General features: G+C 40.7%; 26 protein-coding genes and 6 riboswitches. Of the genes, 18 read left to right on the top strand and 8 right to left on the bottom strand.

Annotated elements, in window-relative coordinates; translation table 11 throughout:
* Positions 1 to 4: 4 nt before the first annotated feature.
* The 7 genes from HNQ80_RS14690 to larB all read left to right on the top strand — a co-directional run bounded on the left by HNQ80_RS14690 (position 5) and on the right by larB (position 5,528).
* Positions 5 to 652 (top strand): ATP-binding cassette domain-containing protein, encoded by a 648-nt coding sequence (locus tag HNQ80_RS14690; RefSeq protein ID WP_184311426.1) that lies wholly within the window; start codon positions 5 to 7, stop codon positions 650 to 652.
* Between the two features lie 18 nt (positions 653 to 670).
* Positions 671 to 1,423: a selenium cofactor biosynthesis protein YqeC gene (yqeC, locus tag HNQ80_RS14695; RefSeq protein ID WP_184311427.1), complete on the top strand. Its 753-nt coding sequence runs from the start codon at positions 671 to 673 to the stop codon at positions 1,421 to 1,423.
* Entirely contained in the window at positions 1,423 to 2,004 is a 582-nt protein-coding gene (gene mocA / locus HNQ80_RS14700) for a molybdenum cofactor cytidylyltransferase (protein ID WP_184311428.1), read from the top strand. The genes yqeC and mocA overlap by 1 nt, the downstream gene beginning before the upstream one ends.
* Positions 2,005 to 3,030, top strand: coding sequence for a molybdopterin-binding protein (locus HNQ80_RS14705; protein ID WP_184311429.1), 1,026 nt, complete (start codon positions 2,005 to 2,007; stop codon positions 3,028 to 3,030).
* Positions 3,031 to 3,041: 11 nt separating this feature from the next.
* Complete coding sequence (locus HNQ80_RS14710) at positions 3,042 to 3,839, top strand: XdhC family protein (RefSeq protein ID WP_243183295.1); 798 nt, start codon at positions 3,042 to 3,044, stop codon at positions 3,837 to 3,839.
* Positions 3,840 to 3,847: 8 nt separating this feature from the next.
* Positions 3,848 to 4,654, top strand: a complete 807-nt coding sequence (gene yqeB / locus HNQ80_RS14715) for a selenium-dependent molybdenum cofactor biosynthesis protein YqeB (RefSeq protein ID WP_243183283.1) — start codon at positions 3,848 to 3,850, stop codon at positions 4,652 to 4,654.
* Between the two features lie 127 nt (positions 4,655 to 4,781).
* Positions 4,782 to 5,528 carry a nickel pincer cofactor biosynthesis protein LarB gene (larB, locus tag HNQ80_RS14720; RefSeq protein ID WP_184311431.1) on the top strand — a complete coding sequence of 249 codons (747 nt, stop codon included), beginning with the start codon at positions 4,782 to 4,784 and terminating at the stop codon, positions 5,526 to 5,528.
* Between the two features lie 50 nt (positions 5,529 to 5,578).
* Here larB and HNQ80_RS14725 read toward each other — a convergent pair whose 3' ends face one another.
* Together HNQ80_RS14725 and HNQ80_RS14730 are read right to left on the bottom strand one after the other, a co-directional pair.
* The gene (locus HNQ80_RS14725; protein ID WP_184311432.1) at positions 5,579 to 5,749 is read right to left on the bottom strand and encodes an H-type small acid-soluble spore protein; all 171 of its coding nucleotides are present in this window, start codon (positions 5,747 to 5,749) and stop codon (positions 5,579 to 5,581) included.
* Positions 5,750 to 5,770: 21 nt separating this feature from the next.
* Positions 5,771 to 6,337 (bottom strand): peroxiredoxin, encoded by a 567-nt coding sequence (locus tag HNQ80_RS14730; RefSeq protein ID WP_279289000.1) that lies wholly within the window; start codon positions 6,335 to 6,337, stop codon positions 5,771 to 5,773.
* Positions 6,338 to 6,608: 271 nt separating this feature from the next.
* Between HNQ80_RS14730 and HNQ80_RS14740 the strand changes: the two genes are divergently transcribed.
* The 3 genes from HNQ80_RS14740 to HNQ80_RS14750 all read left to right on the top strand — a co-directional run bounded on the left by HNQ80_RS14740 (position 6,609) and on the right by HNQ80_RS14750 (position 9,904).
* Positions 6,609 to 7,172 (top strand): LemA family protein, encoded by a 564-nt coding sequence (locus HNQ80_RS14740; protein ID WP_243183285.1) that lies wholly within the window; start codon positions 6,609 to 6,611, stop codon positions 7,170 to 7,172.
* A gap of 88 nt (positions 7,173 to 7,260) precedes the next feature.
* Positions 7,261 to 8,079: a TPM domain-containing protein gene (locus tag HNQ80_RS14745; protein WP_184311435.1), complete on the top strand. Its 819-nt coding sequence runs from the start codon at positions 7,261 to 7,263 to the stop codon at positions 8,077 to 8,079.
* 229 nt (positions 8,080 to 8,308) lie between these two features.
* On the top strand, positions 8,309 to 9,904 hold the full coding sequence (locus HNQ80_RS14750; protein WP_184311436.1) for an NAD(P)/FAD-dependent oxidoreductase: 1,596 nt from the start codon (positions 8,309 to 8,311) through the stop codon (positions 9,902 to 9,904).
* Between the two features lie 168 nt (positions 9,905 to 10,072).
* Here HNQ80_RS14750 and HNQ80_RS14755 read toward each other — a convergent pair whose 3' ends face one another.
* Positions 10,073 to 10,921, bottom strand: a complete 849-nt coding sequence (locus HNQ80_RS14755; protein WP_184311437.1) for a patatin-like phospholipase family protein — start codon at positions 10,919 to 10,921, stop codon at positions 10,073 to 10,075.
* Between the two features lie 164 nt (positions 10,922 to 11,085).
* Here HNQ80_RS14755 and HNQ80_RS14760 point away from each other — a divergent pair, with 164 nt between their 5' ends.
* The 3 genes from HNQ80_RS14760 to HNQ80_RS14770 all read left to right on the top strand — a co-directional run bounded on the left by HNQ80_RS14760 (position 11,086) and on the right by HNQ80_RS14770 (position 12,997).
* Entirely contained in the window at positions 11,086 to 11,673 is a 588-nt protein-coding gene (locus HNQ80_RS14760; protein ID WP_184311438.1) for a hypothetical protein, read from the top strand.
* A gap of 489 nt (positions 11,674 to 12,162) precedes the next feature.
* The gene (locus HNQ80_RS14765) at positions 12,163 to 12,687 is read left to right on the top strand and encodes a 4Fe-4S ferredoxin (protein WP_184311439.1); all 525 of its coding nucleotides are present in this window, start codon (positions 12,163 to 12,165) and stop codon (positions 12,685 to 12,687) included.
* Positions 12,688 to 12,766: 79 nt separating this feature from the next.
* On the top strand, positions 12,767 to 12,997 hold the full coding sequence (locus HNQ80_RS14770) for a glutaredoxin family protein (protein ID WP_184311440.1): 231 nt from the start codon (positions 12,767 to 12,769) through the stop codon (positions 12,995 to 12,997).
* 34 nt (positions 12,998 to 13,031) lie between these two features.
* Here HNQ80_RS14770 and metA read toward each other — a convergent pair whose 3' ends face one another.
* The 3 genes from metA to HNQ80_RS14785 all read right to left on the bottom strand — a co-directional run bounded on the left by metA (position 13,032) and on the right by HNQ80_RS14785 (position 16,012).
* On the bottom strand, positions 13,032 to 13,958 hold the full coding sequence (gene metA / locus HNQ80_RS14775) for a homoserine O-acetyltransferase MetA (RefSeq protein WP_184311441.1): 927 nt from the start codon (positions 13,956 to 13,958) through the stop codon (positions 13,032 to 13,034).
* A 39-nt stretch (positions 13,959 to 13,997) separates the two neighbouring features.
* On the bottom strand, positions 13,998 to 15,287 hold the full coding sequence (locus HNQ80_RS14780) for a homocysteine synthase (protein ID WP_184311442.1): 1,290 nt from the start codon (positions 15,285 to 15,287) through the stop codon (positions 13,998 to 14,000).
* A gap of 97 nt (positions 15,288 to 15,384) precedes the next feature.
* Positions 15,385 to 15,492, bottom strand: a riboswitch (SAM riboswitch).
* 61 nt (positions 15,493 to 15,553) lie between these two features.
* A complete protein-coding gene (locus tag HNQ80_RS14785; protein WP_184311443.1) occupies positions 15,554 to 16,012 on the bottom strand; it encodes a YbaK/EbsC family protein in 459 nt (152 codons plus the stop codon).
* Positions 16,013 to 16,101: 89 nt separating this feature from the next.
* Positions 16,102 to 16,214, bottom strand: a riboswitch (SAM riboswitch).
* Between the two features lie 348 nt (positions 16,215 to 16,562).
* Positions 16,563 to 16,670: riboswitch (SAM riboswitch) on the top strand.
* Between the two features lie 89 nt (positions 16,671 to 16,759).
* On the opposite strand from HNQ80_RS14785, the gene HNQ80_RS14790 reads away from it, so the two are divergent.
* The 5 genes from HNQ80_RS14790 to HNQ80_RS14810 all read left to right on the top strand — a co-directional run bounded on the left by HNQ80_RS14790 (position 16,760) and on the right by HNQ80_RS14810 (position 22,943).
* On the top strand, positions 16,760 to 19,171 hold the full coding sequence (locus tag HNQ80_RS14790; RefSeq protein ID WP_184311444.1) for a homocysteine S-methyltransferase family protein: 2,412 nt from the start codon (positions 16,760 to 16,762) through the stop codon (positions 19,169 to 19,171).
* Between the two features lies 1 nt (position 19,172).
* Positions 19,173 to 20,066 carry a methylenetetrahydrofolate reductase gene (locus HNQ80_RS14795; RefSeq protein WP_184311445.1) on the top strand — a complete coding sequence of 298 codons (894 nt, stop codon included), beginning with the start codon at positions 19,173 to 19,175 and terminating at the stop codon, positions 20,064 to 20,066.
* Positions 20,041 to 20,733: a hypothetical protein gene (locus tag HNQ80_RS14800; RefSeq protein WP_184311446.1), complete on the top strand. Its 693-nt coding sequence runs from the start codon at positions 20,041 to 20,043 to the stop codon at positions 20,731 to 20,733. The genes HNQ80_RS14795 and HNQ80_RS14800 overlap by 26 nt, the downstream gene beginning before the upstream one ends.
* Before the next feature lie 142 nt (positions 20,734 to 20,875).
* Positions 20,876 to 21,889 (top strand): acyl-CoA dehydratase activase-related protein, encoded by a 1,014-nt coding sequence (locus HNQ80_RS14805; RefSeq protein ID WP_184311447.1) that lies wholly within the window; start codon positions 20,876 to 20,878, stop codon positions 21,887 to 21,889.
* Positions 21,843 to 22,943: a CoA protein activase gene (locus HNQ80_RS14810; RefSeq protein ID WP_184311448.1), complete on the top strand. Its 1,101-nt coding sequence runs from the start codon at positions 21,843 to 21,845 to the stop codon at positions 22,941 to 22,943. The genes HNQ80_RS14805 and HNQ80_RS14810 overlap by 47 nt, the downstream gene beginning before the upstream one ends.
* Positions 22,944 to 22,958: 15 nt before the next feature.
* Here the strand turns inward: HNQ80_RS14810 and HNQ80_RS14815 are convergent, their stop codons facing one another.
* Both HNQ80_RS14815 and HNQ80_RS14820 read right to left on the bottom strand, forming a co-directional pair.
* Positions 22,959 to 23,471 (bottom strand): folate family ECF transporter S component, encoded by a 513-nt coding sequence (locus tag HNQ80_RS14815; RefSeq protein ID WP_184311449.1) that lies wholly within the window; start codon positions 23,469 to 23,471, stop codon positions 22,959 to 22,961.
* 91 nt (positions 23,472 to 23,562) lie between these two features.
* Positions 23,563 to 23,659: riboswitch (THF riboswitch) on the bottom strand.
* A gap of 56 nt (positions 23,660 to 23,715) precedes the next feature.
* Positions 23,716 to 24,345, bottom strand: a complete 630-nt coding sequence (locus HNQ80_RS14820) for a GNAT family N-acetyltransferase (RefSeq protein ID WP_184311450.1) — start codon at positions 24,343 to 24,345, stop codon at positions 23,716 to 23,718.
* A gap of 70 nt (positions 24,346 to 24,415) precedes the next feature.
* Positions 24,416 to 24,551, bottom strand: a riboswitch (cyclic di-AMP (ydaO/yuaA leader).
* 161 nt (positions 24,552 to 24,712) lie between these two features.
* Positions 24,713 to 24,849: riboswitch (cyclic di-AMP (ydaO/yuaA leader) on the bottom strand.
* Between the last annotated feature and the right edge of the window lie 130 nt (positions 24,850 to 24,979).

Raw genomic sequence — 24,979 nt, forward strand, 5'->3', positions numbered from 1 at the left:
TTTTATGATAAATGTAGAAATTACAAAAAAAATGGTCTTTTATGATTTAGAGATAAAGTTTACCATTGGGAAAGAAATATTGGTGATTCAAGGAGCTTCAGGGTCCGGAAAGACTACAATACTCGATTGTATTTCGGGGATTAAGAAACCGGATGCTGGAAGGATATCTATCCATGATCAGCTTGTCTTTTCATCTCAAGAGGGAGTGGATATATCGATAAAAGACAGAAACGTTGGATATGTTTTTCAGAACGATGGTTTGTTTCCCCACTTAAATGTGAGGCAGAATGTTATGTTCGGGATAAGATCCAGGAGATTAGAGGATATAGACTATGCAGAACATATCATGAAAGGATTGGGAATCATACATTTACAAGACCGATATCCAAAGCAGATATCGGGGGGAGAAAAACAGAGAGTGGCATTGGCTAGGGTGCTGGCAGTAAGACCTCAGATACTTCTTTTAGATGAGCCATTTTCAGCTCTAGACCCCAAAACAAAAGAGATGATCTATCAAGAATTTGTGGAGTTTAAGAAGCTATGGAACATGGGGGTCGTATTGGTCACCCATAGCGTATATGAAGGAAATCTATTGGGTGATAGGATATTAAGAATAGAAGACGGAAAAATAACGGATGAAATGATGTCTTAGGCAGTGGGGAGATTTATTGTGAAAATCAGTGAAATATTGAAGATTCATTCTGGTTCTATGATTGCCTTTGTAGGTTGTGGAGGAAAAACCTCTCTCATTGAAGCTGTGATTGAGGAGTTAAAAGAGGATTTGTTCCCTATTATTCATACCACGACGACCAAGATTTTTCTGCCTGAGACGAGTGGGGAAATTATCATTAGTACTGACTTCAACATACATATGAATGCTGTAAAAAATAATATGAACAAAGTAATCACCTTAGGCTATGAAATCAATAGGGAAAATAAGGTAGTTGGCTTGCCACAAGGATGGGTAGATCAAATAAATAGATTACAGCCAGAAGCATGCATACTTGTGGAGGCGGATGGGTGTAAAGGAAAATCTATAAAATTATATGAAACCTTTGAACCCTGTGTGCCTATCCATACGAAAAGCATCGTTGTTGTCATTGGCATAGATGGATTTACAGGTGGTGACATTCTTGAAATGGCACACCGGCCAGAACAATTTATGTCCATATTTGAGAATTTAACATTGCCGAGCATAGATGAGCGAATTGCCGCCTTATTTCATAAAAGGGGACTTATCGGTGGTTTGAAGGGTACATTGGACTGCTATGTATTTATCAATAAAGTAACCCAGGAAAACTTAGCCACTGCCAAGGAAATTGGTTATAGAATACAGGCTTTAGGAGATGGGTATCTGAAAGGAATTATTTTAGGAAATACCCTATCGGATCAAAAGGTAATAAGTGTAATAGGGGTGAGGTAATGATTTCAGGAATCATTTTGGCTGCCGGAAAGGGGAGTAGGATGGGGAATGACAAACTAGCCCTCCCCCTAGAAGGTAAACCAATCTTAGAACATGTGATCATGTCAGCAAAGCAATCGAAGCTTGATGAAATTATCCTGGTATGGGGGAGGTATAGGAGTAGTAAAGAATTGGCTGAAAAATATGGGATTTATGCCTGTGAAAATAAAGGGTTTGAAATGGGAATGAGCACATCTATCATCTCGGGACTAGGGTGTATTTCTCCTCAAAGTGAAGGGGTAATGTTTTTATTAGGAGATATGCCTTTTGTAAAAGCGCTGCATATCAATGGGCTAATTGAAACTTATGAAAAAAATCCAAAAGGAATTGTAATGCCTATGTGCGACGGCAAGAGGGGAAATCCAGTACTTTTTTCTAAAATTTTTTATGAGGAGTTGAAGCAGCTAAAGGGAGACATTGGTGCGAGGGGATTGATCACAAAGCACATGGAGCAAGTAACATCGGTGACTTTTTATGAAGACAGTACGTTGAGGGATATAGATACGCAGGAGGAATATGGCAAATACAGAAGGGGGATCTAGATGGAAACACAAAAAATTAGGATAGAAGATGGAGTCGGGATGGTATTATGTCACGATATCACAGAAATTTTACCGGGAGAAAAAAAAGGAAGAGCGTTTCAAAAGGGCCATAAAATCTGTGAGGGAGATATCCAAAAACTAAGAAGTTTAGGGAAAAATCATATTTTTGTGTTAAAAATAGAAGAAGATGAAGTCCATGAGGATGATGCGGGGATTATTCTAGGAAATGTGCTGGCAGGAAAGAATGTCGAAATCACACCACCTTATGAAAGTCGGGTCAACCTGATAGCTACGGCAGATGGATTGCTAAAGATCAACACCAAGGCATTATATGAGCTAAACTCCTTTGATGATGTAGTGGCGTCTACCCTATCCAATTATTCAACCGTAAGAAAAGGAGAGATGGTGGCAGGAACAAAGGTGGTTCCGCTGGTCATAAAGAAAGAGATTATGGAGCAGGTGAAAGAAATAGGAAAAGGGGCAGGCGCTATTGTTTCTGTACTGCCTTTTCGACCTGTTAAAGTTGGACTGATTATCACAGGAACAGAAGTGTTTAAGGGTATCATCAAGGATGCCTTCCGCCCTGTACTGACGGAGAAGGTAGAAGCCCTTGGGGGACAAGTAGTTAATGTAGAGTATACACCAGATGATGAAGAAAGAATCAAAGAAAAGATAAAGGAGAATGTACGTTTAGGATGTGATATCATTTTAGTATCGGGGGGAATGTCTGTAGATCCCGATGACGTGACACCAAAAGCGATTCGATCTGTAGCGGAGGTTGTAAAATACGGGTCTCCAGTTCTACCAGGCGCTATGTTCATGATGAGTTATATAGGGGATGTTGCGGTAATCGGAATTCCTGCCTGTGGCATGTACACCAAGGTGACCGTGTTAGACTTAATCTATCCTAGGGTCGCTGCGGGAGAGATTATTACCAAAAAGGATATCATTTCTCTTGCCAATGGTGGGCTGTGCAGAAAATGTGATCCTTGTAGATTTCCAAACTGTTCATTCGGGAGGGGTTAGAAGTGGAACATATGTTATTAGATAAAATATCGGAAGAAATAAGGAAAAATAAGAAAGTGGCGTGGGCGACCATTACGAAAATTGAGGGGTCAACGCCTAGAAAAGAGGGAGCCATGATGGCGATCATGGAAGACGGAAGTATCTATGGAACTGTTGGTGGCGGAACCTTCGAAGCGGTTGTAGTGGAACAGGCTAAAAAATGTCTTCAAGGTGGAGAAAGTAAGGCCTTTCATTTTGAACTGAATGATGAAGAGGGGAGTCTACATATGCAATGCGGTGGTACGGCCGATGTTTTTATAAAGATATTTCAACCTAAGGATAGACTTCTGATTGTAGGTGGAGGACACATTGCAGTAGAGCTATTTAAGCTTGGCAAGATGTTGGGATTCTACACGGTAGTCTTTGAAGATCGAGAGGATTATTTAACCTATGAAAGATTTCCAGATGTGGATGAACTCCTATTGGGGAATATTGAAGAACAATTAGAGAATTACCCAATGGACGAACATTGCTTTGTGGTGATTGTAACCAGAGGCCATCGGCATGATGAAGTGGCTTTGATGACGGTCATTTCTAGAGATTTGGGATATGTGGGGATGATTGGCAGTAAGAATAAAGTAGGTTATGTAATGGATCAGATGTCAGAGAAAGACATTCCTCAAGCATGGATGAAAAAAGTCTACGCACCGATTGGCTTGACCTTGGGAGGAGAAAGCCCCATGGAGATTGCCTTTAGTATCATAAGTGAAATTATGGCAGTAAAGAATGGAAAAAAGCCTGGACACATGCGGGATCAAATGAAGGAGTAAGGTGAGGAATGATGGACGAGGAGGATTTTATCATCATCAAAGGAGCTGGGGATATTGCATCAGGGGTTGCCCATAAATTATTTCGGAGTGGATTTCCCGTTGTGATGACCGATATTGAAAGACCAACATGTGTTAGAAGAAATGTGTCATTTGCCAACTGTATCTATGAAGGAGAATGGGAAATTGAAGGCGTAAGGGCAAAGAAAGCCCAGACTAGGGATGAAGTGCTGCAGATTGCCAAGGGCAATAGAATACCTGTGCTGGTAGATCCTTTTTGCAGAATTAAGGAGGATATTCCCTGTAGTGTGCTGGTAGATGCTGTATTGGCTAAGAAGAATATTGGAACGAATAAGGAAGATGCACCTTTCGTGATTGGCTTAGGGCCTGGTTTTTATGCAGGGAAAGATGTGGATGTGGTGATTGAAACCAATCGAGGTCATAACCTGGGAAAAATCATTTTTGATGGTGAAGCGGAACCCAATACAGGAGTCCCAGGAAATATTGCAGGATATGGAATGGAGCGGGTACTAAGGGCCCCTGTTAGGGGTATTATTAGAAATAACAAGGGGATAGGTGACCAGGTGAATAAGGCAGATCTAATTGCCTGGATTGGATTAACGGAGGTAAGGGCTACCATAGATGGGGTGATTCGTGGACTCATTTATGACGGATTAGAAGTGCATCAAGGCTGGAAAATCGGGGATATTGATCCTAGACCGGAGGCCTTGAGATGGACTCATACTATATCAGATAAAGCTCGGTGTATTGGAGGAGGTGTTCTGGAAGCGATCCTGATGAAGTCATGGAAAAAATGATGTTAGAATAAGAAGTATATTCGTTAAATGAAAATTAAAAATAAATGCTTGAAAACTTTTTAATTGGGTATTAAATAGCGAAGATATAGGGTACAAGGCTTGTATCAGGACACAGAGGAGTGGAAAAATGCGGACGAATGAGTTGAGAAAGCTTTTAGAGGAAGTAAAGGACGGCCAAATTGAGGTGGATAAAGCCTTAGATCATTTAAAGGAATTACCATATAAGGATATTGGCATTGCAAAAATTGATTATCATCGAGAATTAAGAAATGGCTATCCAGAGGTAATCTATTGTGAGGGGAAGTCCATTGATCACATTCAACAGATCATACAAGAGATGTTGAAGGGGAACAATAATATACTTGCCACCAGAGCAAAAGAAGATGTGTATCAAGCGGTAAAGGAGATTTGCCCTGATGCAGCGTACCATGCCTTGGCCAGAATTATTACTGTGAAAAGAAAGGAAGTAGTTACGCCGGATTCCTATATAGCTGTGGTTACTGGTGGAACTTCTGACATTCCAGTGGCAGAGGAAGCGGCCATTACGGCGGAAATGTTAGGCAATAGAGTAGAACGGATCTATGATGTGGGCGTTGCTGGACTCCATAGATTGTTAGGAAACCTAGAGATAATTACCAATGCCAAGGTGATCATCGCTGTGGCTGGTATGGAGGGCGCCCTTGCCAGTGTGGTGGGTGGTTTGGTAGATAAGCCTGTTTTAGCAGTGCCTACCAGTATTGGATATGGTGCAAATTTTCATGGATTGGCAGCCCTTTTGTCTATGTTAAATAGTTGTGCCAGTGGTGTATCGGTGGTGAATATTGATAATGGGTTTGGTGCTGGCTATATGGCTAGTATGATTAACAAATTATAAAAAGCTATGACGAGCTGAATGTGCTCGCCATAGCCTTTTATAATTGAAGATTATTGTTCTATTAACTCCGTTATATCTACCGTATATTGTCCTGTTTTTCCAGTCACAAGGGCTGTTTGATTCATCGGATTTAGTTTTTCGATCCAAATGGGTGTACCCTTGTGGGTAACGGGAATCGTCTCTTCAGAACTAAGAATTTGCTGAACTCTGTCTAAAATCATGAATATCTCTCCTTCATATAGTTATATTTTACCAGCCATCTGAAAGTCTGCTTTGATGCCTTTGTCACCTGGCTGCCAGTCGGCTGGAGTGCCTTCATTTGTTTTTTCAGTATATTGCAATGCCTTTAAAGCTCTGAGCATTTCTTCTACATTTCTACCTACTTCAAAGGGGTAAATCTGCCACAGCTTAATCTTTCCAGTGGGATCAATGATAAAGGTAGCCCTATAGGAAGCTGCGCTTTGCTCATCGAATACACCATAGGATCGCGAAATGGTCAAGGTACTATCCGATACAAGGGGGAATTGGACTTTGGATGCGTGGGGAGAAGTTTCATGAAAAACCTTATGGGCGTAGATACTATCGGTACTAATCCCCAATACTTCGGTATTAAGACCTATAATTTCTTGATAGTGATCAGCAACTGCTGCCAATTCTGTAGGTCATACGAAGGTAAAATCATTGCCGTAAAAGAACAGAATAAGCCATTTCCCTTGATAGCTTTGAAGAGTAATTTGTTGATCGATATTATTGATGAAGGCATTGGCTTGAAAAGAAGGGGCAACCATATCTAAAGTGACCATATTCATAGGTTCTCTCCTTTATATTGATATACATTTATTGTGTCAACAGGGCTTTGATAATATGCACAATGACAGAATATAGCTAAAAACCATAAATATAACTGATGAAGAGGAAGTAAATGAACAATGGATACTACATGCTCCCAAAATCAGAAGCTTGCTTTATAAAGGAAAGATAAAGTCAGGTTGAAGAAAAAGGAAGTTTCTTGTAGAATAGAAATATGTCATTTGGCATAAATTGAAATTGTAAAGTGGTTTGAATATTGGAGGGATAAAATTGAAAAGTTCGTTAAAGATTATAATTGGTATTGTTGTTGTGCTTGCTTTGATTGGAATATCCTTAACAGGTACTTACAATAGTATGGTGACAAAGAATGAAGAAGTAAATGCCCAATGGGCCATGGTGGAGAGTAAGCTCCAGCGGCGATTTGACTTGATTCCAAACCTTGTAGAGTCAGTGAAGGGTATCATGAATCAAGAACAGGAGGTATTTGGAAAGATAGCCGATGCCAGATCGAAGATGGCAGGTGCTCAAACCACAGAAGATAGAGTGGCGGCATCCAACGAATTGGAGGGAGCATTGGGAAGATTATTGGTTGTCATGGAAAATTATCCTCAATTGCGATCTGCAGAGAATGTAACCCGCCTCATGGATGAACTGGCAGGAACAGAGAATCGAATTTCCGTAGAACGGGACCGATATAATGCGGTGGTTAGCGATTATAACAAGTTTATTCAAAGATTCCCAAGAAATATGGTAGCTGGCGCCATGGGTTTTGATAAGAAACCATATTTTGAGGCGACAGCAGGGGCTGAAAATGCACCAAAGGTACAATTCTAACATATATGATCTATCCTAGGGGGAGACTTTTGTCTCCCCTAGATTATATCTTTATAAGCAGAAATAAGACTAAGGGAGGGGGAAGATTGTGAAAAAAAATAAACTGTTCCTGTGGAGTATGGTTTTATTATTTGTCATAGGAAGCATATCCATAGGTTTTGCCGATACGGAAATGCCAGTGCCTACCAAAGAATTCTATGTAGGGGACTTTGCAGGATTATTGCATGATGAAGCAGAGCGCTTTATCATCAATAGCAACCTAAACTATGAAAAAACAGAGGAAAGGCCTCAGGTTGTGGTGGTGACAGTTCAAAACCTGGGAGGCCTCGATGTAGAATCCTATGCAGTGAGACTTTTTGAGGAATGGAAGATTGGTAATCGAAAATATGACAATGGGGTACTCCTGCTATTGAGTCTTGAAGATCGTAAGGTAAGAATTGAAGTAGGCTATGGATTGGAAGGTGCCATTCCCGATGGAACCGTAGGAGAAATTCTAGACACGGTGACTGGAGACTTATCGGCAGGAAACTATTCGGAAGGATTGACCAAGGCCTTTTATATGATCGCCCAAGAGGTAAACAGAGAATATAACTATGATGACGATCAAATTTTTGGAGGGCAAGTCAATATCGATACCCAAAGACCACCGAGGGATACAGGGTCTAGCAATGCTGTAACAATTCCACCCATATTCAAGACTTTGGGGATTATCTTTGTTCTGCTATTACTATGGTTAGATTACCGTTTCCTGGGAGGTTTTTTCTTGGGATTACTTCTGAGAGGTTTCTTGTACGGAGGCCGTGGCGGCCGCGGCGGTGGCGGTGGTTTTGGCGGCGGAGGCTTTGGTGGAGGCAGCTCCGGCGGTGGCGGAAGATCCGGCGGCGGTGGCGGCAGCAGGGGATTTTAATAGAAAAGGAAAACTCGGGCATATGCTCGAGTTTTTATTTTGAGTGTTGTTTTGCAAGTTGTGATGTAACTGTAGGGGCGTGCATTGCACGTCCGCTCTCGTTGGCAATATTTCGCTTATCGACGCCCAATGGGTGTCACTACAGGCTCAACCTTATTATATTTACTCCATCGCTGTGGTATAATATGTTGGATAATATGTTGGAGATAGATGGAAAGGATGAATATAGATGATACGCATTAATGAGATCAAGCTTTCCTTAGATGAAAATATCGATAAGATTCCAGAGAAGATCAGAAAGAAGCTGCGGTTAAAACCAGAAGAAATTTTGAAATACCAGATTTTTCGTGAATCCATTGACGCCAGAAAGCGGGATCAAATCAACCTGGTATACACTGTAGATGTGGAAGTGAAAAATGAGGGAAAAATACTGGAAAAGGATCGGGATGTTAGTAAGAGTCCAGATTTTCGATATAAGGATGTTACCCATGGTGTTAAAGCATTAGGACATAGGCCTGTTGTGATCGGCACAGGCCCTGCAGGTTTGTTTGCAGGGGTGCTTCTAGCTCAAAGAGGTTATAAACCTATTTTGCTAGAACGAGGGCAGGATGTGGATACGCGGACAGAGGATGTGAAGACATTTTGGCAAGGGAAAGAACTTAATCCGGAGTCCAATGTCCAATTTGGTGAAGGGGGAGCAGGAACCTTCTCTGATGGCAAGCTGACCACCCGTATTAAAGATATTCGTGTACGAAAAGTATTAGACGAACTTGTAGATGCTGGTGCACCAGAGGAAATACTATATTCCTATAAACCCCATATCGGTACCGATATCTTAAAGACGGTGGTGCGAAACCTGCGGAATACCATCATTGGTTTAGGTGGAGAGGTGCGGTTTGGCAGTAAGGTCACCGGTTTATACATAGAGAAAGATGGGATTGTAGGCGTTCAAGTCAATGGATTAGAGCGGATAGAAACCAATGAAGTGATTCTTGCTATAGGCCACAGTGCAAGAGATACCTATGAAATGCTGTACACCTCAGGGGTGAAAATTAGACAGAAGCCTTTTTCCATAGGGGTTAGAATTGAGCATCCCCAAAAGATAATCGACCAATCCCAGTATAAAGCCTTTGCAGAGCATCCTAGATTAGGGGCTGCCGATTATCGGCTTACCTATCAAACGAAGAATGGAAGGGCAGTGTATACTTTTTGTATGTGCCCAGGCGGCATGGTGGTGGCAGCCGCATCGGAGAAAAATATGGTGGTCACCAATGGTATGAGTGAATATGCTAGAGACCAAGAGAATGCCAATAGTGCTCTTTTGGTACAGGTCAATACCGAGGATTTTGGTGGAGATCATCCTTTAGCGGGTGTGAATTTTCAAAGGAAATGGGAGGAAGCAGCCTTTGCGCTGGGAGGAAAGGATTATCATGCCCCCTGCCAGTTGATGGGAGACTTTTTAAACGACAAGCCATCTACTAAGATTGGTAACGTAAAACCGTCCTATTTACCAGGTGTGGTTCCAACGGACCTTCGTAAGTGCCTTCCAGACTTTGTGATTGAGGCGATGCAGGAGGCCCTTCCAGCGTTGGATAAGAAATTGAAGGGATTTGCCATGGCCGATGCGCTTATGACCGGGGTGGAGACAAGAAGCTCAGCACCTATTCGCATTGAGAGAGATGAGGAAACCTTGGAGAGTTTAACGGTAAAGGGGCTTTATCCTGTGGGAGAAGGTGGAGGTTATGCCGGGGGCATCGTCTCTGCAGCGGTTGATGGGATAAAAGCAGCGGAAAAGATTATTGGAAAATATAGACCTATACGGTAGGGATTGCAACTATGCAATCCCTATATTTTTGTGGCATCAAATAAATATTGCGACATATTGTAGGGGCGTGCATTGCACGTCCGTTCTGCCTGGTAATGACCCCATCATTGACGCCCAATGGGCACCCCTACGGAACCATCTTATATCATATTTTTCTACAATGATGACTTATCGTTGATACTTTTTTCTTTCGATCATTTCCTGTATCAGAGGAATATGGGGTAGGCATTCGGCAATTCCTTTTTGATAGAGTTCCTTGGACTTTGAAAAATCCATGGGACTGAAGCCTTTCATGGAAAGATTAATGACGATATCAGCCTGGGAGGTTTCCCTAGTTACAACCTTTTGCTGCATGATAAATAATGACTTTAATATGACCTCTAATCCCGTAGTGGGCAGCCAATCCTCTAAAGATGGGACCAGATTGACAGCGATAACAATATCAGGCCCGAAAGATTTAACTGCTTGGACAGGGACATTGCTAACGACACCCCCATCCACTAGGGTGTGATTATCAATAACAATCGGGTGAAAGATACCAGGTATGGCAGTAGAAGCACGAATAGCCCTGGAAAGCTTGCCTGAACTTAGAATGATATCTTCTCCTGTCAATAAATCTGTGGTAACTGCAACAAAGGGAGTTTTCAAATCAGAAAATGTTTTGTTGCCAATTAAATGATGAATAAAACCTTCCATAGGTTCGTTGGACAATATGCCACTGATCGGGAGTGCAAGCTTAGATAGATTCTTCCATTGAGTAGATAGGGCCAAGGAATAGAGTCTATCAGTAGAGACTCCTGCAGCATATAGCCCCCCTACTAGGGCACCAATGCTGGTACCACTGATATAATGAATAGGAATTCGATGATCCTCTAAGGTCTTTAGAACGCCTATATGAGAAATACCCCATACGGCACCGCCCCCTAGAGCCAAGCCAATGGTAGGATCCTTTTTGTAGGAAAAACCTGTTTTTTTCTTCAATAAGGATAAAGGATTGAAAAAATTTGGTGCTGGCATGATGATGCCACTCCCTTCCTGATAGCTCTAAATATAAAGTAGATATTCGCCAAAAAAAAGTGATCCCCTTTCTGGTAAAATACCTTTATGACATCACGAATGAGAGACAAATTGCATAATATATAGTGAAATTATGAAGTATGTCGCTATATTGGAGGGATTCCATGGAAGAGAATAATCTTGTTAAAATAGAGACTGAAGCAAAAAAGAACAATAACCCATTATCAAATATCTTATCTAGTTTAGTTTCAGGAAATATGTTGCTACCTATGATGCTGTTTTTCTTATTCAATAAAGGAGAAACACAGAAATTTAATTCAGAAGATATATATAACACTGCAGCAATGATAAAAACAGCCCAGCCATATTTCAAAGATCAGCACAGAGAAATGTTAGCAAAGACAGAAAATGTCTTGGACATTTTGCATGCTGTCAATAGGCTTCAAAAGGGAGAATATGCCTCAACAAATCGGTTTGGTAATTCCTACTACAATGTACCCAACAAACCGATCAAGATGATGGAGGCAGTTCGGCCCTATATGAAAGGTAAAAGCAAGGAAAGTATCGATAAGGTTTTAACCCTGAACGATCGGGTAAACCGACTAAAAAATAGAAACCCTGGAGATGTGAATATCATGGAGGATTTCGATAACATGGTGGGTATTCTTGAAATCATCAGCGCTGACAAGGGGTATGAGGTTAGAAATGTTTTGGATAAGGTCCATAAAATGATGGCGATACTAAGAAAATAGAGGTCTCTGTATAAAGGCAGAGGCCTTTGCCTTTATCGAAAAAAAGTATAGGAAAATTTCAAAATTTTGGCTTGTCCCCTATTGACAGATGAAGAGGACTCATCTAAAATAAAGATATACCCCCCATACAGGGGGAGGGAATACAGAAAGGAGGCTCTGGTATGGATATAATCATTACGGATAAGGCCCAAAGCATTATTAAAGCACAAATAAAAGAGCAGGCCATAGAAGATAAAATTTTGAGAATCCTTATCAAAGGATTTGGATGAGGCGGGCCTATATTTGGCGTTGCTCTGGAAGAGCTAAAAAATGAAGAGGATTTTAGCAAAGAGATCAATGGGATTCAAGTAATAGTAGAAAAAGAGATGCTAAAGCAGTATAACGGGTTTACAATAGATTATTCAGATGGGTGGTTTAATAAAGGATTTAGAATCGTTCCAGGGGTAGGGGAATCATCCTGCTCATAGGAAGAAAGAAGGGAATTGCATAATGTCCAATGTAAAATCACATCAATCCTGGTCTTGGATTCTGATGGTGCTGTTTATCACATTGTCTATCGTGGATATACGATTTGGTCTCTTGGGATTTATTTGTATTGGAACTCCTATTTACCATGCCTTAAAGGGAAGAGGGAAGATTCATTGTTCTAAGTATTGCCCAAGGGGATCCATTCTAGGGAAGTTTTTACATTCCATTAGCCTAGATCATAATGCACCTAAATTTCTAAAAAGCAGGCATTTGAAGAATGGATTGTTATTTTTAATGATGACAATGTTTAGCATATCTTTATACCACGCATTTCAACAACCCAATATCATAAAAGCAGTAGCTTTTGGCGTGTTTCGATTGATGACAGCCTCTTTGGCCCTTGGGGCGATCATGGGAATCATCTATAAGCCAAGAACCTGGTGTCAGGTCTGTCCTATGGGTCATGCAACGGGTCTTATTAAGGAAGCACAAGATAAAAGAAAAAATGATCATAAAGAAAGCTTAAATCATCAACGCGCAGCATAGAAAATATTTATAATGGATTCAAGTAGGACTGAAAAGTGTATATTAATAATAGTCAAATAGTAAAAGGAGGATATTAAAAATGAGCAAGAATGTAGTGATTTATTCCAGTGATACCTGTGCATATTGTCATCATGCAAAGGAATACCTAAAGGCAAAAGGTGTTGCTTACGAGGAAAAGAACGTATCAAAGGATATGGTTGCCCGTAAAGAGTTGATGGCACAAGGATTTATGGGTGTACCTGTAATTAAGGTTGGTGGAGAAATCGTTCAAGGCTTTGACCAAGAAAGATTAGAAGAGCTATTAAGATAAAAAGAACCGTGATTCGGAAGAATCACGGTTCTTTTTATTCTATGTCATCCAATTTCTTCAGATCAAAAGGTGTTTCCTGGTATACATAATAGTTTAACCAATTAGAGAATAAAAGATTAGCATGACCCCGCCACTTTACGATAGGATTGTTGCCAGGGTCATCATCAAGATAATAATTTTTAGGAACTGAAATGGAAAGACCTTTTCCGATATCCCTGTCATACTCAGACTTCAAGGTGAGAGGGTCATATTCCGAATGTCCTGTCACAAATATTTGGCGTCCCGTTTTGGAAGCAACGATATAGATACCAGATTCCTCTGATTCGGACAAGATTTCAAGATCATGTATGCCTTGGAAATCTTTCCTCCTTACTTCCGTGTGACGGGAGTGGGGGGCATAAAATTCATCATCAAAACCTCTCAACAATCTACAATTCTTTTGATTGATTTTATGGGGGAAAACGCCAAAAACCTTCTGGTTTACAGGATATTTTGGAATGCCATAATGATAGTACAGACCTGCTTGGGCTGCCCAGCAAATATGCAGGGTGGAGTAAACATTATGTTTACTCCATTCCATGATGGCAGATATTTCATCCCAGTAGGTTACATCTTCAAATGCCAGATGCTCCACTGGGGCACCTGTAATGATTAGACCGTCAAATTTTCTTTCTTTAATATCCTCAAAGGTGTTGTAAAACTTGGTCAGGTGCTCCTCCGGTGTATTCTTGCATTGATGGGTCTTGGCATGCAGCAATGTGATATCCACCTGTAAAGCGGTGTTTCCTAATAAGCGCAGGATTTGAATCTCTGTAGCAATCTTGGTAGGCATTAAATTAAGTATGGCGATCTCCAACGGGCGAATGTCTTGATGATATGCCCGGGAATCTGGCATAGCAAAAACATTTTCATCTTGAAGAACGGTCAGAGCTGGAAGATCATCAGGTATTTTGATAGGCATAACGATTCTCCTTTTATACACTTTATGATAATGACCGACCTATTTTACTGCCTTCTGAAGGGCTTGATCTAAATCATAAATCAGATCTTCTACATCTTCTAGACCTATGGATAACCTGATCAAGTCAGGCGTCACCCCTGCAGAAGCCTGTTCAGTCTCAGATAATTGGGCATGAGTAGTGCTTGCTGGATGAATGACCAAAGATTTTGCATCGGCTACATTTGCCAATAGGGAGAATATTTCTAAGTTTTCAATGAACTTCTTACCTGCTTCTACACCACCCTTGATGCCAAAGGTAAAGATAGATCCAGCTCCTTTAGGGAGGTATTTTTGGGCTAGGGCATAGTATTTATTGCTCTCTAAGCTAGGATAGTTCACCCAGGAAACAGCAGGATGATTTTGCAAGAATTCTGTGATTTTCTTTGTATTGAGCAAATGGCGTTCAATTCGCAAGGACAATGTTTCTAAGCCTTGAAGCAATAAAAATGAATTAAAGGGGCTGATGGAGGCGCCAGTATCACGAAGGAGTTGTACCCTAGCCTTAAGAATATAGGCAGCAGGACCAAAGGCTTCTGTGTATCGAATGCCATTATAGCTTGGGTCCGGCTCTGTCAACCAAGGGAATCTTCCACTCTTTTCCCAATCGAACTTTCCAGAGTCAATGATGACACCGCCTATGGAAGTACCATGACCACCGATAAACTTTGTGGCAGAGTGAACAACAATATCTGCACCAAAATCAATAGGTTTAATCAAATAAGGCGTACCAAAGGTATTATCTACGATCAGAGGAACTCCTGCATCATGGGCTATTTTTGCAACAGCTTCTATATCCACAAGATTGATGCCAGGATTTCCAATGGTTTCAATGTATACAGCCTTTGTTTTTTCATTGATGGCTTTGCGGAAATTCTCAGGATCATCAGGGTTTACAAAAACTGTATGGATACCAAGCCTTGGCAGGGTTGCTGAAAAAAGATTATAAGTTCCGCCATATAATGTACTGGCTGAAACGATCTCATCTCCTGCTCCTGCAATATTGAGGATAGCATAGGTAATGGCAGCAGAGCCGGATGCGGTGGCCAAAGCCCCAACGCCACCTTCTAACGTTGCAATCCGCTGTTCAAAAACATCATTGGTAGGGTTCATGATTCTGGTATAAATGTTGCCAAACTCCTTTAAAGCAAATAGATTGGCAGCATGCTCCGTATTATTGAAGACATAGGAGGTGGTTTGATAGATGGGAACAGCTCGTGAACCTGTGGTAGGATCTGGTTTTTGTCCTCCATGAACCTGCAACGTGTCAAATTTTAATTTTCTTTCACTCATTGTAATCTCTCCTTTTCATATTTGAATAAAATTTATTTTTAATAAATTATGAAAAAATACCTTCTCCAGATGGAAAAGGTATTTTTAATATCATCCTTTCACATCTTTCAGTAAGTAAATACTGCAGGAATTGGCACCGCTGCTTTATAGAAAAGCCGGTTGCCGGGTTTCATAGGGCCAGACCCTCCACCTCTCTGGATATGGGACTACTATTCTGTTTATGCTTCGATAGATTGCCTTGGCACAAATACAACCCAAGGGGGAAATTATTCACAAACATCTATCCATGTACTTCCTGTGAGCTGCTGTATTGTTTCAGGGGTTATTTTCATAGCTGTATATCTGGATCCAGCAGCGGGATAGACAAAATCGAATTCTTTAATGGATACATCGAGAAATATATCTAATTGATTTTTTAATCCAAAAGGACATACGCCTCCTACAGGATGACCTGTCACTTCTTCTACTTCTACATGGTCAAGCATCTTTGCTTTCACATGAAAAAACTGCTTATATTTTTTGTTATCAATTTTTGAATCTCCCTTGGTTACAATCAGAATATCTCGATCTTTTAATCGAAATGCCAGTGTTTTGGCAATATGGGAAGGATCTACACCTATTGTTTTGGCGGCAAGATCTACGGTAGCACCGCTATCAGGAAGCTCGAATACGGGATCAACCAAGCCCTTTTTGATAAAAAACTCTCTAACATTTTCAACACCCATGATGTTACCTCACTTTCTTGATCGTTGGTAGAATTAATATTAAAAAAACCTCTTTCACAGAGAAAGAGGCAACATTGTATAATGTGCTTCTCTCATCTGCCAATATATATACATATACCGCAGGAATTGGCACCGTTGCTTTATAAAAAAAGCCGGTTGCCGGGTTTCATAGGGCCAGTCCCTCCACCTCTCTGGATAAGAGATAAATCTCGATATGAAATTGTGAAAATTGATATTGAAATTGATTATAAGGAATGTTTAAGCAGTTGTCAATATTATTTCATTATTTTGATTGTTTTTTCTTTTGACCCGCAGGATATCTTAGGGCGAAAAGAGGGATTTCATTGATAAATACGATGTTAAGCGTTGAAATATGGCGAATCAATAAACTGTTTACTCTCTTCATTATATTTTTATAGATTATTATATATGCCAATTTTGAAAAAAGCAATGCATAAATTTAAAAGATAAAAAATAAAAAAAGAATTTTCTGTATATGCTATTGACATTGAACATAGGTCTAATTATAATTAAGTACAATTGAATAAATATTCTATCAAGAGTGGTGGAGGGACTGGCCCTATGAAGCCCGGCAACCGGCATGAAGTGAGATGCGTACGGTGCTAAATCCAGCAGAGCATATTCTGAGAGATAGACAAGTACGCTTAAAACCTTTCTATATTTCAGAAAGGTTTTTTTAGTATGTTACATAAGTGACGAAAAACTGAAGATATTGGGAGTGAAAGAATGAGACATACACCTAATTTAGAAAAAATACTGGTTTTTGATGGTGCTATGGGAACCATGCTTTTGGAGCAAGGGCTAAAACCTGAAACCTGTCCTGACTATTTGAATATTCTGGAACCTCAGCAGGTGGAAGAAATCCATTTGGCTTATCTAAAAGCAGGAGCAGATGTGATTACCACCAATACTTTTGGAGGAAATCGATGGAAGTTGGCTGAGTATGGGCTAGAAGATAAGGTAAAAGAGATCAATCGAGAAGGGGTAAAAATTGCCAGAAGAGCAGCGGAAGCATTTAATGGTTACGTAGTCGCATCGGTAGGGCCAACGGGGCAATTCATCAAGCCCATAGGGAAGAAAACCTTTCAGGAAATCTATGAAGTGTTTAGAGAGCAAATAGGAGCTCTGGCAGAAGAAGAGCCTGATTTTATTTTATTGGAAACCTTCCATGATCTAGGAGAAATCCGATGTGCCCTATTAGCGGCTCGTGATGTATGTTCTACTCCTGTAATCTGTAGTCTTACCTACGAAGGAAGACGTACGCTGACAGGCGTAAGTCCTGGCAGTGCTGCAGTCGTATTAGAGGCCTTAGGTGCCTGGGCTGTTGGTGCCAACTGCTCGGGGGGGCCTGAGGAGCTTTTCCATGTAATAAAGGAGATTTCACAAAATACAAGTCTACCTGTGCTGGTACAGCCTAATGCAGGATTACCGGAATTTAATCAGGGAGCAGTCACCTATCCATTAGGGCCACAAGGATTCGTTTGTGCATTGGAACCCTACTTTGATCTTGGAATCCAGCTTGTGGGTTCCTGCTGTGGAAGTACACCAGGACATACTGGAGAGATCAAAAAAAGAGTAAATGGGGTGTCACTTCCAATGCCCAAGGATGTAAGGAAAAGTGCTTTGGCAAGTCGGGAAAAGGTTGTTTATTTGGGAAAGGATGAGCTGCCCAGAGTGATAGGGGAGCGCATCAACCCCACAGCACGGAAAATCTTAGGAGAAAGTCTTAAGCAGGAGCAATATGGTATCATTCAACATGAAGCAGAAGTTCAAGTGGAAGCAGGAGCCCATCTACTGGATATCAATGTGGGGGTGCACGGAATCGATCAACGAGAAACCATGGCTAAATTAATACATTTGCTTCAACAGAAAATTGATGTTCCACTGGTGATTGACAGCACAGACCCCAACGTGATTAAAAATGCTTTAGAAGCTTACCATGGAAAAGCATTGGTGAATTCCATCAATGGAGAGGAACGATGCTTGGAACTGATTTTACCTGTCATTAAGCGATATGGAGCAGGGGTTGTGGCACTAACTTTAGATGAACATGGGATACCAGTGAAGGCAGAGGACAGATATGTCATTGCTGAAAAAATAGTGAAGGCCTGTGACGCGTACGGTATTTCTAGAAATGATATTTATGTAGATTGTCTGGTACTGACGGTAGGTACCGATGAGAAAGCGCCTATAGAGACGCTAAGAGCTTTAAAGATGGTAAAGGAAAAACTGCATGTGAACACAATTTTAGGCGTAAGCAATGTATCCCATGGTTTGCCAGAGAGGAGCAAGATCAATGCCACATTTCTTGCCATGGCCATAGCCAATGGACTTGACTTAGCGATCATTAACCCTCTAGATAAAGCCATGATGGACAGTTGGCAGGCTGCATCCCTTTTGGCAGGGAGGGATACAAAGGCAACAAATTATATTCAGCTGAATCATGGGAATAAGCAAGGGATAAAGGGAGACCATCAGGCGACACAGGAGAAGTATTTTGAAAAATCGACTCTTGAAGGAGTTAGAAACTTGATTGTCAAAGGATCAATGGATGTACTACGTGTTGTAGATGATCTGCTGTTACATGAAACGAAGGCCTTTGAAATCATCAACGATGGGTTAATTCCTGGGTTGAAAGTGGTGGGAGATAAGTTCAAAAGTGGAGAATTTTACTTACCTCAGCTGATGTTGAGTGCAGAGGTAGCTGAAAAGGTATTTGTCCATTTAGAAAAGTCTTTGGGGAACGATGGCTATATGGAACGAAAAGGAACTGTGATTATTGGTACAGTAAAGGGAGATGTCCATGATATAGGAAAAAATGTAGTGGCGGTGATCTTAAAGAATCATGGCTATCATGTGGTGGATTTAGGAAAGAATGTTTCGCCTGAAGCATTCATCCAGGCGGCAAAAGGGGAAAAAGCAGATTTTATAGGGTTAAGTGCACTGATGACAACCACCATGACTGAAATACCAAAGACTATTGCTTGTATTAAGGCTGCGTTACCCAATGTAAAAATAATCGTTGGCGGTGCCGTGGTAACAGATCAATTTGCCCAAGAATCTGGTGCTGATGGGTATAGTGAAGATGCTGTAGGTGCAGTAAGGGTTATAGAAGATTTAAAGACAAGGGGGAAATAATATGACACATTCATTAAAGACAAAGCTAATGAAAAAGCAGTTTGTTGTTACCGTAGAAATGGAACCACCCAGAGGGGCTGATCCATGGGGCGTATATGAAAAAATAAAACCCTTGTCAGCGTTGGTAGATGCCGTAAATATTGCCGATAGTCCAATGGCAAAAATGAGAATGAGTCCTATCGCTTTGGCCTATCTGGTTCAAAAAGAATTGAATCTGGAAACAATATTCCATCTAACCTGCAGAGACAGGAATCAATTGGGGTTACAATCGGAGCTCCTTGGTGCCCATGCCTTAGGGGTCAAGAATATCCTAACCTTGACGGGTGACAAGCCAGAACAGGGAGACCATCCTGATGCCACGGGCGTATTTGATGTAGATGCCATTGGTCTAGGGAGAATTGCCAGTAACCTGAACAATGGGCAAGACATGCTGGGAAACCCCATAGAGGGGAAAACAGATTTTTTTATAGGTGCGGTGGTAAATCCAACCAGTGAGGATCTGCAGGCAGAACTGGAGAAACTGCATCGAAAGATTGATTCAGGCGTAGGATTCTTTCAGACGCAGCCTATTTTTGACATGGTTCAGTTGGAGGGATTTTTAAAAATAGCAGATCAGATCAATGTACCCATTATCTATGGTTTAATGCCTTTAAAAAGTGCAAAGCTGGCAAAATACTTAAATAGACAGGTGCCCGGGGTTCATGTGCCGGATCGTCTCATCGATAGATTAGAGACAAAAGGTCGTGAAGCAGGTCAAGAGATTGCTGAGGAACTGTTCCTGGAAATGAAAAAAAGTCTGTCGGGCGTGCATATTTTTCCCATGGGTGATATTCAGCTGGTTGAAACCCTACTAAAGGAGAATTACGAAAATGTGGGATGTAAAAAAGCTATATAGCTTTAATATAGACGATGAATTGGAAAGGATACCTTCCACTGTGCCTGAGCTCGCGGGAACAGAAGAACAGGTTCGAAGCTTGAAAGGTCTCATTCATCCCAAGATTTATTGGATGGATATGGAGATACGGCAGAAAGATGAGGGTTGCATTTCAGTGGGGGATTTAAAGAAGAACCTTTTTATCATTGAAAGCAGCTATGTGGCAAAAGGGCTATATGACTGCCAAAAGGCAACGTTGATTGCTGCCACCATAGGTGCAGAGATTTCTCTGGACAGTAATGTGAATTATAACAGAGGGCAGTTTTGGGAGGGAATCATAGCGGATCGCTTTGGCTCTTATGCTATGGAGACCCTCATCGAAAAGTTCCATAAATATCTCACAGGAAGTTATATAAGCAAGGGTCTTTATCCTACATTGAGGTTTAGTCCAGGCTATGGTGATTGGCAGCTACAGGATCAAAAAAAGATATTAGACCTTTTAGATACAGAACCGGATATTACGGTAAATTCTTTCAGCATTTTGGAGCCGACAAAGTCTATCACTGCCTTGGTAGGATGGTCAAGGACGCCCCAGGCACCCGTTTATCCCATGGGGGCAAAATCAAAAGGGTTATGTGATGGAAAAACAAATTGCCAGGCATGCAAGACGTGGGCATGTAAAAGCTAATCATTCTATTTGTTCATAAGGAAAGCAGAATGGAGTAAAAATCCAAACTGCTTTCCTTTATTTTGGGGTTTAAAATCCTTTCAAATCGCTAATACTGATAGAGGTAATTATAGACGAAGACAAAAACAAGGAGAGAGGTAGTATGACAGTGCGTGTAGGTATACCTAGGGGATTATTGTATTATTACTATGGACCCCTTTGGACAGAATTTTTTGAATCCCTTGGTGCAGAAGTTGTGATTTCAGCAGAAACCAATAAAAAAATAGTAGAAATGGGTGTGAAGAGCACAGTAGACGAAGCCTGTCTGCCTGTGAAGATATACCATGGGCATGTGAAGGATTTAATGGATCAAAAGGTGGATTATATATTCCTGCCTAGATTGATGAGCGTCTATAAAAATGAATATATATGTCCTAAATTTTGTGGTCTGCCTGAAATGGTCAATCATTCTATTCGAAATCTGCCCACGATGATTCAGCCTACAATCGATTTTAGAAAATCAAAGAAGGATTTACCAAAGATCGTGGAAGCGGTAGGCGCCTATTTTACTGATGATAGAAGAAAAATAGAGTGGGCATTTACGAAAGCTTTGGAGAACTATAGACAATATAAAACAGCATTACGGCAAGGAATATTGCCCACGGAGGCATTGGAAAAGAAAGATGAGAAAAATTTTGAGCTTCTAAAAAGCAGTGATAAGGTAGCTTTATTAGGTCATCCCTATAACCTTTACGATGCTTTTGTTAGTATGAATCTCGTGGAAAAATTACGAGGGCATGGATTGCAGGTGTTAACTCCAGAAAGTATGGATGTAAAGGTCATGAATGAAAAGGCTGCCCTGATGGATAAAAAAATGTTTTGGAGCTTTGGACGTAAGATTCTGGGGACTGCTTTTTATGCCATGGAACAACAGGATATTCAGGGAATTATTTATTTATCATCCTTTGGGTGTGGATTGGACTCTGTCCTTGCAGATATCGTTGAGCGAAGGGTGAGAAGAAATTCGGATAAGCCTTTCACCCTATTGACCCTTGATGAGCATACAGGTGAGGCTGGTATGGATACTAGAATAGAAGCTTTTGTAGACATGATCAAATGGAGGAGAAATCATGAAAATAACTTTTCCGCATATGGGCAACACTTACATAGCTATTAAAGCAATGTTCGATGATTTAGGGGTGGAATCGGTGGTTCCGCCCAAGTGTAGCAAAAAAACTTTGGAGCTCGGCACAAAGCATGCGCCAGAATTGATTTGTTTACCCTTAAAGATCAACCTGGGTAACTATATAGAAAGTATTGAAAAGGGAGCCGATACCATTGTAATCACGGGGAGCTGCGGCCCTTGCAGATTTGGATATTATTCAGAAGTACAGAAGGAGATACTGAAAGACTTAGGGTATGATGTGGAGATTGTGGTATTAGAGGTGCCTGATGGAGATATTCTTGAATTCTATCGGAGGGTGGGCAAGATCGCCAATACAAAAAATCCTATCAAAATAGTTAAAAGCCTAAAGGGTGCCATGAAGGTGATAACAAAGCTAAATGAGTTTGAAGAGGAAGTATTAAAGTACAGACCCTACGAGATGCAAAAAGGGGATGTAGATCAGCTCTATCATAGTCTGCTTGCAAAGTTAGAGAAAAGTACAGGTTCTAGGGAAATGATTGAGCATATTGATTGGGCGGCCCAGCGGTTCCATGAAATTCCTATGGATCGAGATAGAGAGGTATTAAAGGTAGGGATTGTTGGAGAAATCTATACAGTGATTGACGACTTCTCAAATTTGGATATCGGGAAAAAATTGAACGATATGGGGGTAGAGATTCACAAATCCCATACAGCAGGAGAATGGATTACAAATGTTGTGTACTATCGGAGTATCGGTACAAGTGGTGAAAAGCATATTTGGAATGCTGCGGAGCCCTATATGAAAGTAGGTATTGGAGGTCATGGAAGAGAGACCATTGGGAATACCGTACGCTATGCAGAGCAAGGCTATGATGGTGTCATCCAGATCATGCCCTTCACTTGTATGCCAGAGATTGTCGCTATGAGCACTTTGCCCCGAGTACAAGAGGATCGGGATATTCCTGTTTTATCTTTGATTATTGATGAGATGACAGGAGAGGCAGGTTATCTGACCAGATTGGAAGCCTATATCGATTTGCTAAGAAATCGGAGGCAAAAGAATAAACAAGCTATGGGATTGTGATCCCATAGCTTGTTTCTATTTTACTAACTTTTTCGTAACTTTATATAGGGCAAAAGTTAGCATGGTATTTGGAACAATTAAGACAGCTCGGGCAACGATTCTAGGAGGTAATAGCACCATAAAGGCTTTCCCGTTCATCATCGTGAGCCATAGGGTATTTAAGCCTAAAGAAGTAATAATATCTGTTACGAGGATGACCAAGAACAAATGAATAAATTTGATATCCTTCTTGCTCATCAAGCGAATTATGATCGGTGGAATTGCACCTACCAATGCGGCTGTCAGCGTAAAACCAGGGAAGAAGCCGTAAGGGGATAGAAATACCGCACCGATTACATCTGCTACGATACCCGTCAAAGCACCGGCAATAGGACCAAATAATAATCCTGCCAGCATGATGGGAATATCGCCAAAGCTTATACGGATACCTAAAATACCTGCCACAGGAAGCATAAAAGACAAAAATCTAGTTAATACAATGCTTAGGGCAGCCAATAGGGAGATGACAATGAGGTTCCTTGTCTTCATACAAAAAACACCTCCTTTCTCTTTAGTTTGACGTAAAGCCACACTAAAGGGAAAGGAGATGTAGATAAAATAAGTCAGTCCTCTCTAATGCAGCAGCGGACGCGGAACCATATCGCGAATAGAAAACATTCTTCGTTTAAGGGCAACTTCCCATCCCTTAACACTTGACGCATGGTTCTTACTCTGCTATTCATAATCATACATGGAAAACGATAGGCTGTAAAGAGTCAGTTGAAAAAATTACCTATAAAACAGGCTTATGATATATTAAATCCGTATAGAGGGTATCGTTGTAATCTTCATAGCGCATACCTGCCAAGGTATATTTCTGTTTTTCACGGAAGGCAAGGGATGCAAAATTCGGTGTTGGACTAATGATGGTTTCTGCGAAAATATCTTCGATGCCTTCTTGCTTTAAATCTTTTATCAATTGTTTGTAAAGGAAGCTGCCAATGCCTTTGCCAGTTAGATTGGATAAGATAGCAGTTTTATCTACCACAATAAAATTATTGGTCTTATTCATATCAAAATCTGGGCGCCAGTGGATATCCTCAATCCAAAGGGGATTGTGCTTTAACCACTGCTCTTTGGTGTATGCCATGAGGAAACCTAGGATACCATGGCCTTCGGCCACATAAAAATGATCCAGCTCCAGGATTCGCTCTTGGAAAAATTTCTGATAATACTTAGGTTTTGATGAATAATCATCTACTAGAAAACCGGAATAGGACTCTTTTGTTCTTGTGCCTACAGAACAGGCTACCCGATAAATGGATGACACATCCTTTGCAGTTGCTTTACGAATTTGAAGGGTATCGATACTGGGAATCGCAGCACTTAATTTGGTTTCTTGATAAAAATTGATTAAATCCATAAATCATCATCCTCCTTAAAATTGATTTTTCACCACAAGGAAAATGAGCATATGGAAAGCCATAACTGCATCTTCCTCTTTCGACGCTTACGAGGTTAGCTGACGGATTCGGATCGAAAGAAGATGACCCTACTCTCATAAAAGAGATTCACCCCAAATAGATGGTTCCCCCGCTTCTTATAATAAGAATTCAGCGTATTTACATGATAAACAAAATGGAGCTGAAAAAAGACTAAAAATGTAAAAAATGTTAAATGAAGGAAAAAAAGAGAAAAGAAAAAACCATGGAGATTTGCCATAGTTTGCATGCCATGTGAATAAGAATAGAACACTAGACGTGCTAGCATACTTCATTATCACGTGATCAATCTCCTCTTTCAACGCTTACGAGGTTAGCTGACGGATTCGGATCGAAAGAAGATGACCCTACTCTTATAAAAGAGATTCACCCCAAAAGAATGGTTCCCCCGCTTCTTGTACTTAAGAACTCAGCGCTCCAAATTGATTATGTAATTGTGGATAACGTATTTGCAATAAATTATATCATATGATTATAAAAATGTAAATATATAGAAAACGTTTACTAATAAAAATTTTTCCTATTTTCTGGGAAAATTGCAAAGCAGTCTATTCA

Origin of the sequence: Anaerosolibacter carboniphilus (genome assembly GCF_014205875.1) — a bacterium.
GTDB lineage: Bacteria > Bacillota > Clostridia > Peptostreptococcales > Thermotaleaceae > Anaerosolibacter > Anaerosolibacter carboniphilus.

What these genes read in the sequence shown, in the direction of transcription:
- HNQ80_RS14705 (WP_184311429.1), top strand. Translation starts at nt 2,005, where the DNA reads ATGGAAACACAAAAAATTAGGATAGAAGATGGAGTCGGGATGGTATTA.
- HNQ80_RS14755 (WP_184311437.1), bottom strand. Translation starts at nt 10,921, where the DNA reads ATGCCAGCACCAAATTTTTTCAATCCTTTATCCTTATTGAAGAAAAAA.
- HNQ80_RS14790 (WP_184311444.1), top strand. Translation starts at nt 16,760, where the DNA reads ATGAGACATACACCTAATTTAGAAAAAATACTGGTTTTTGATGGTGCT.
- HNQ80_RS14690 (WP_184311426.1), top strand. Translation starts at nt 5, where the DNA reads ATGATAAATGTAGAAATTACAAAAAAAATGGTCTTTTATGATTTAGAG.
- HNQ80_RS14795 (WP_184311445.1), top strand. Translation starts at nt 19,173, where the DNA reads ATGACACATTCATTAAAGACAAAGCTAATGAAAAAGCAGTTTGTTGTT.
- metA (WP_184311441.1), bottom strand. Translation starts at nt 13,958, where the DNA reads ATGCCTATCAAAATACCTGATGATCTTCCAGCTCTGACCGTTCTTCAA.
- HNQ80_RS14760 (WP_184311438.1), top strand. Translation starts at nt 11,086, where the DNA reads ATGGAAGAGAATAATCTTGTTAAAATAGAGACTGAAGCAAAAAAGAAC.
- HNQ80_RS14710 (WP_243183295.1), top strand. Translation starts at nt 3,042, where the DNA reads ATGTTATTAGATAAAATATCGGAAGAAATAAGGAAAAATAAGAAAGTG.
- yqeB (WP_243183283.1), top strand. Translation starts at nt 3,848, where the DNA reads ATGATGGACGAGGAGGATTTTATCATCATCAAAGGAGCTGGGGATATT.
- HNQ80_RS14785 (WP_184311443.1), bottom strand. Translation starts at nt 16,012, where the DNA reads ATGGGTGTTGAAAATGTTAGAGAGTTTTTTATCAAAAAGGGCTTGGTT.
- larB (WP_184311431.1), top strand. Translation starts at nt 4,782, where the DNA reads ATGCGGACGAATGAGTTGAGAAAGCTTTTAGAGGAAGTAAAGGACGGC.
- HNQ80_RS14800 (WP_184311446.1), top strand. Translation starts at nt 20,041, where the DNA reads ATGTGGGATGTAAAAAAGCTATATAGCTTTAATATAGACGATGAATTG.
- HNQ80_RS14725 (WP_184311432.1), bottom strand. Translation starts at nt 5,749, where the DNA reads ATGATTTTAGACAGAGTTCAGCAAATTCTTAGTTCTGAAGAGACGATT.
- HNQ80_RS14820 (WP_184311450.1), bottom strand. Translation starts at nt 24,345, where the DNA reads ATGGATTTAATCAATTTTTATCAAGAAACCAAATTAAGTGCTGCGATT.
- HNQ80_RS14780 (WP_184311442.1), bottom strand. Translation starts at nt 15,287, where the DNA reads ATGAGTGAAAGAAAATTAAAATTTGACACGTTGCAGGTTCATGGAGGA.
- HNQ80_RS14805 (WP_184311447.1), top strand. Translation starts at nt 20,876, where the DNA reads ATGACAGTGCGTGTAGGTATACCTAGGGGATTATTGTATTATTACTAT.
- HNQ80_RS14815 (WP_184311449.1), bottom strand. Translation starts at nt 23,471, where the DNA reads ATGAAGACAAGGAACCTCATTGTCATCTCCCTATTGGCTGCCCTAAGC.
- mocA (WP_184311428.1), top strand. Translation starts at nt 1,423, where the DNA reads ATGATTTCAGGAATCATTTTGGCTGCCGGAAAGGGGAGTAGGATGGGG.
- HNQ80_RS14770 (WP_184311440.1), top strand. Translation starts at nt 12,767, where the DNA reads ATGAGCAAGAATGTAGTGATTTATTCCAGTGATACCTGTGCATATTGT.
- HNQ80_RS14750 (WP_184311436.1), top strand. Translation starts at nt 8,309, where the DNA reads ATGATACGCATTAATGAGATCAAGCTTTCCTTAGATGAAAATATCGAT.
- HNQ80_RS14765 (WP_184311439.1), top strand. Translation starts at nt 12,163, where the DNA reads ATGTCCAATGTAAAATCACATCAATCCTGGTCTTGGATTCTGATGGTG.
- HNQ80_RS14810 (WP_184311448.1), top strand. Translation starts at nt 21,843, where the DNA reads ATGAAAATAACTTTTCCGCATATGGGCAACACTTACATAGCTATTAAA.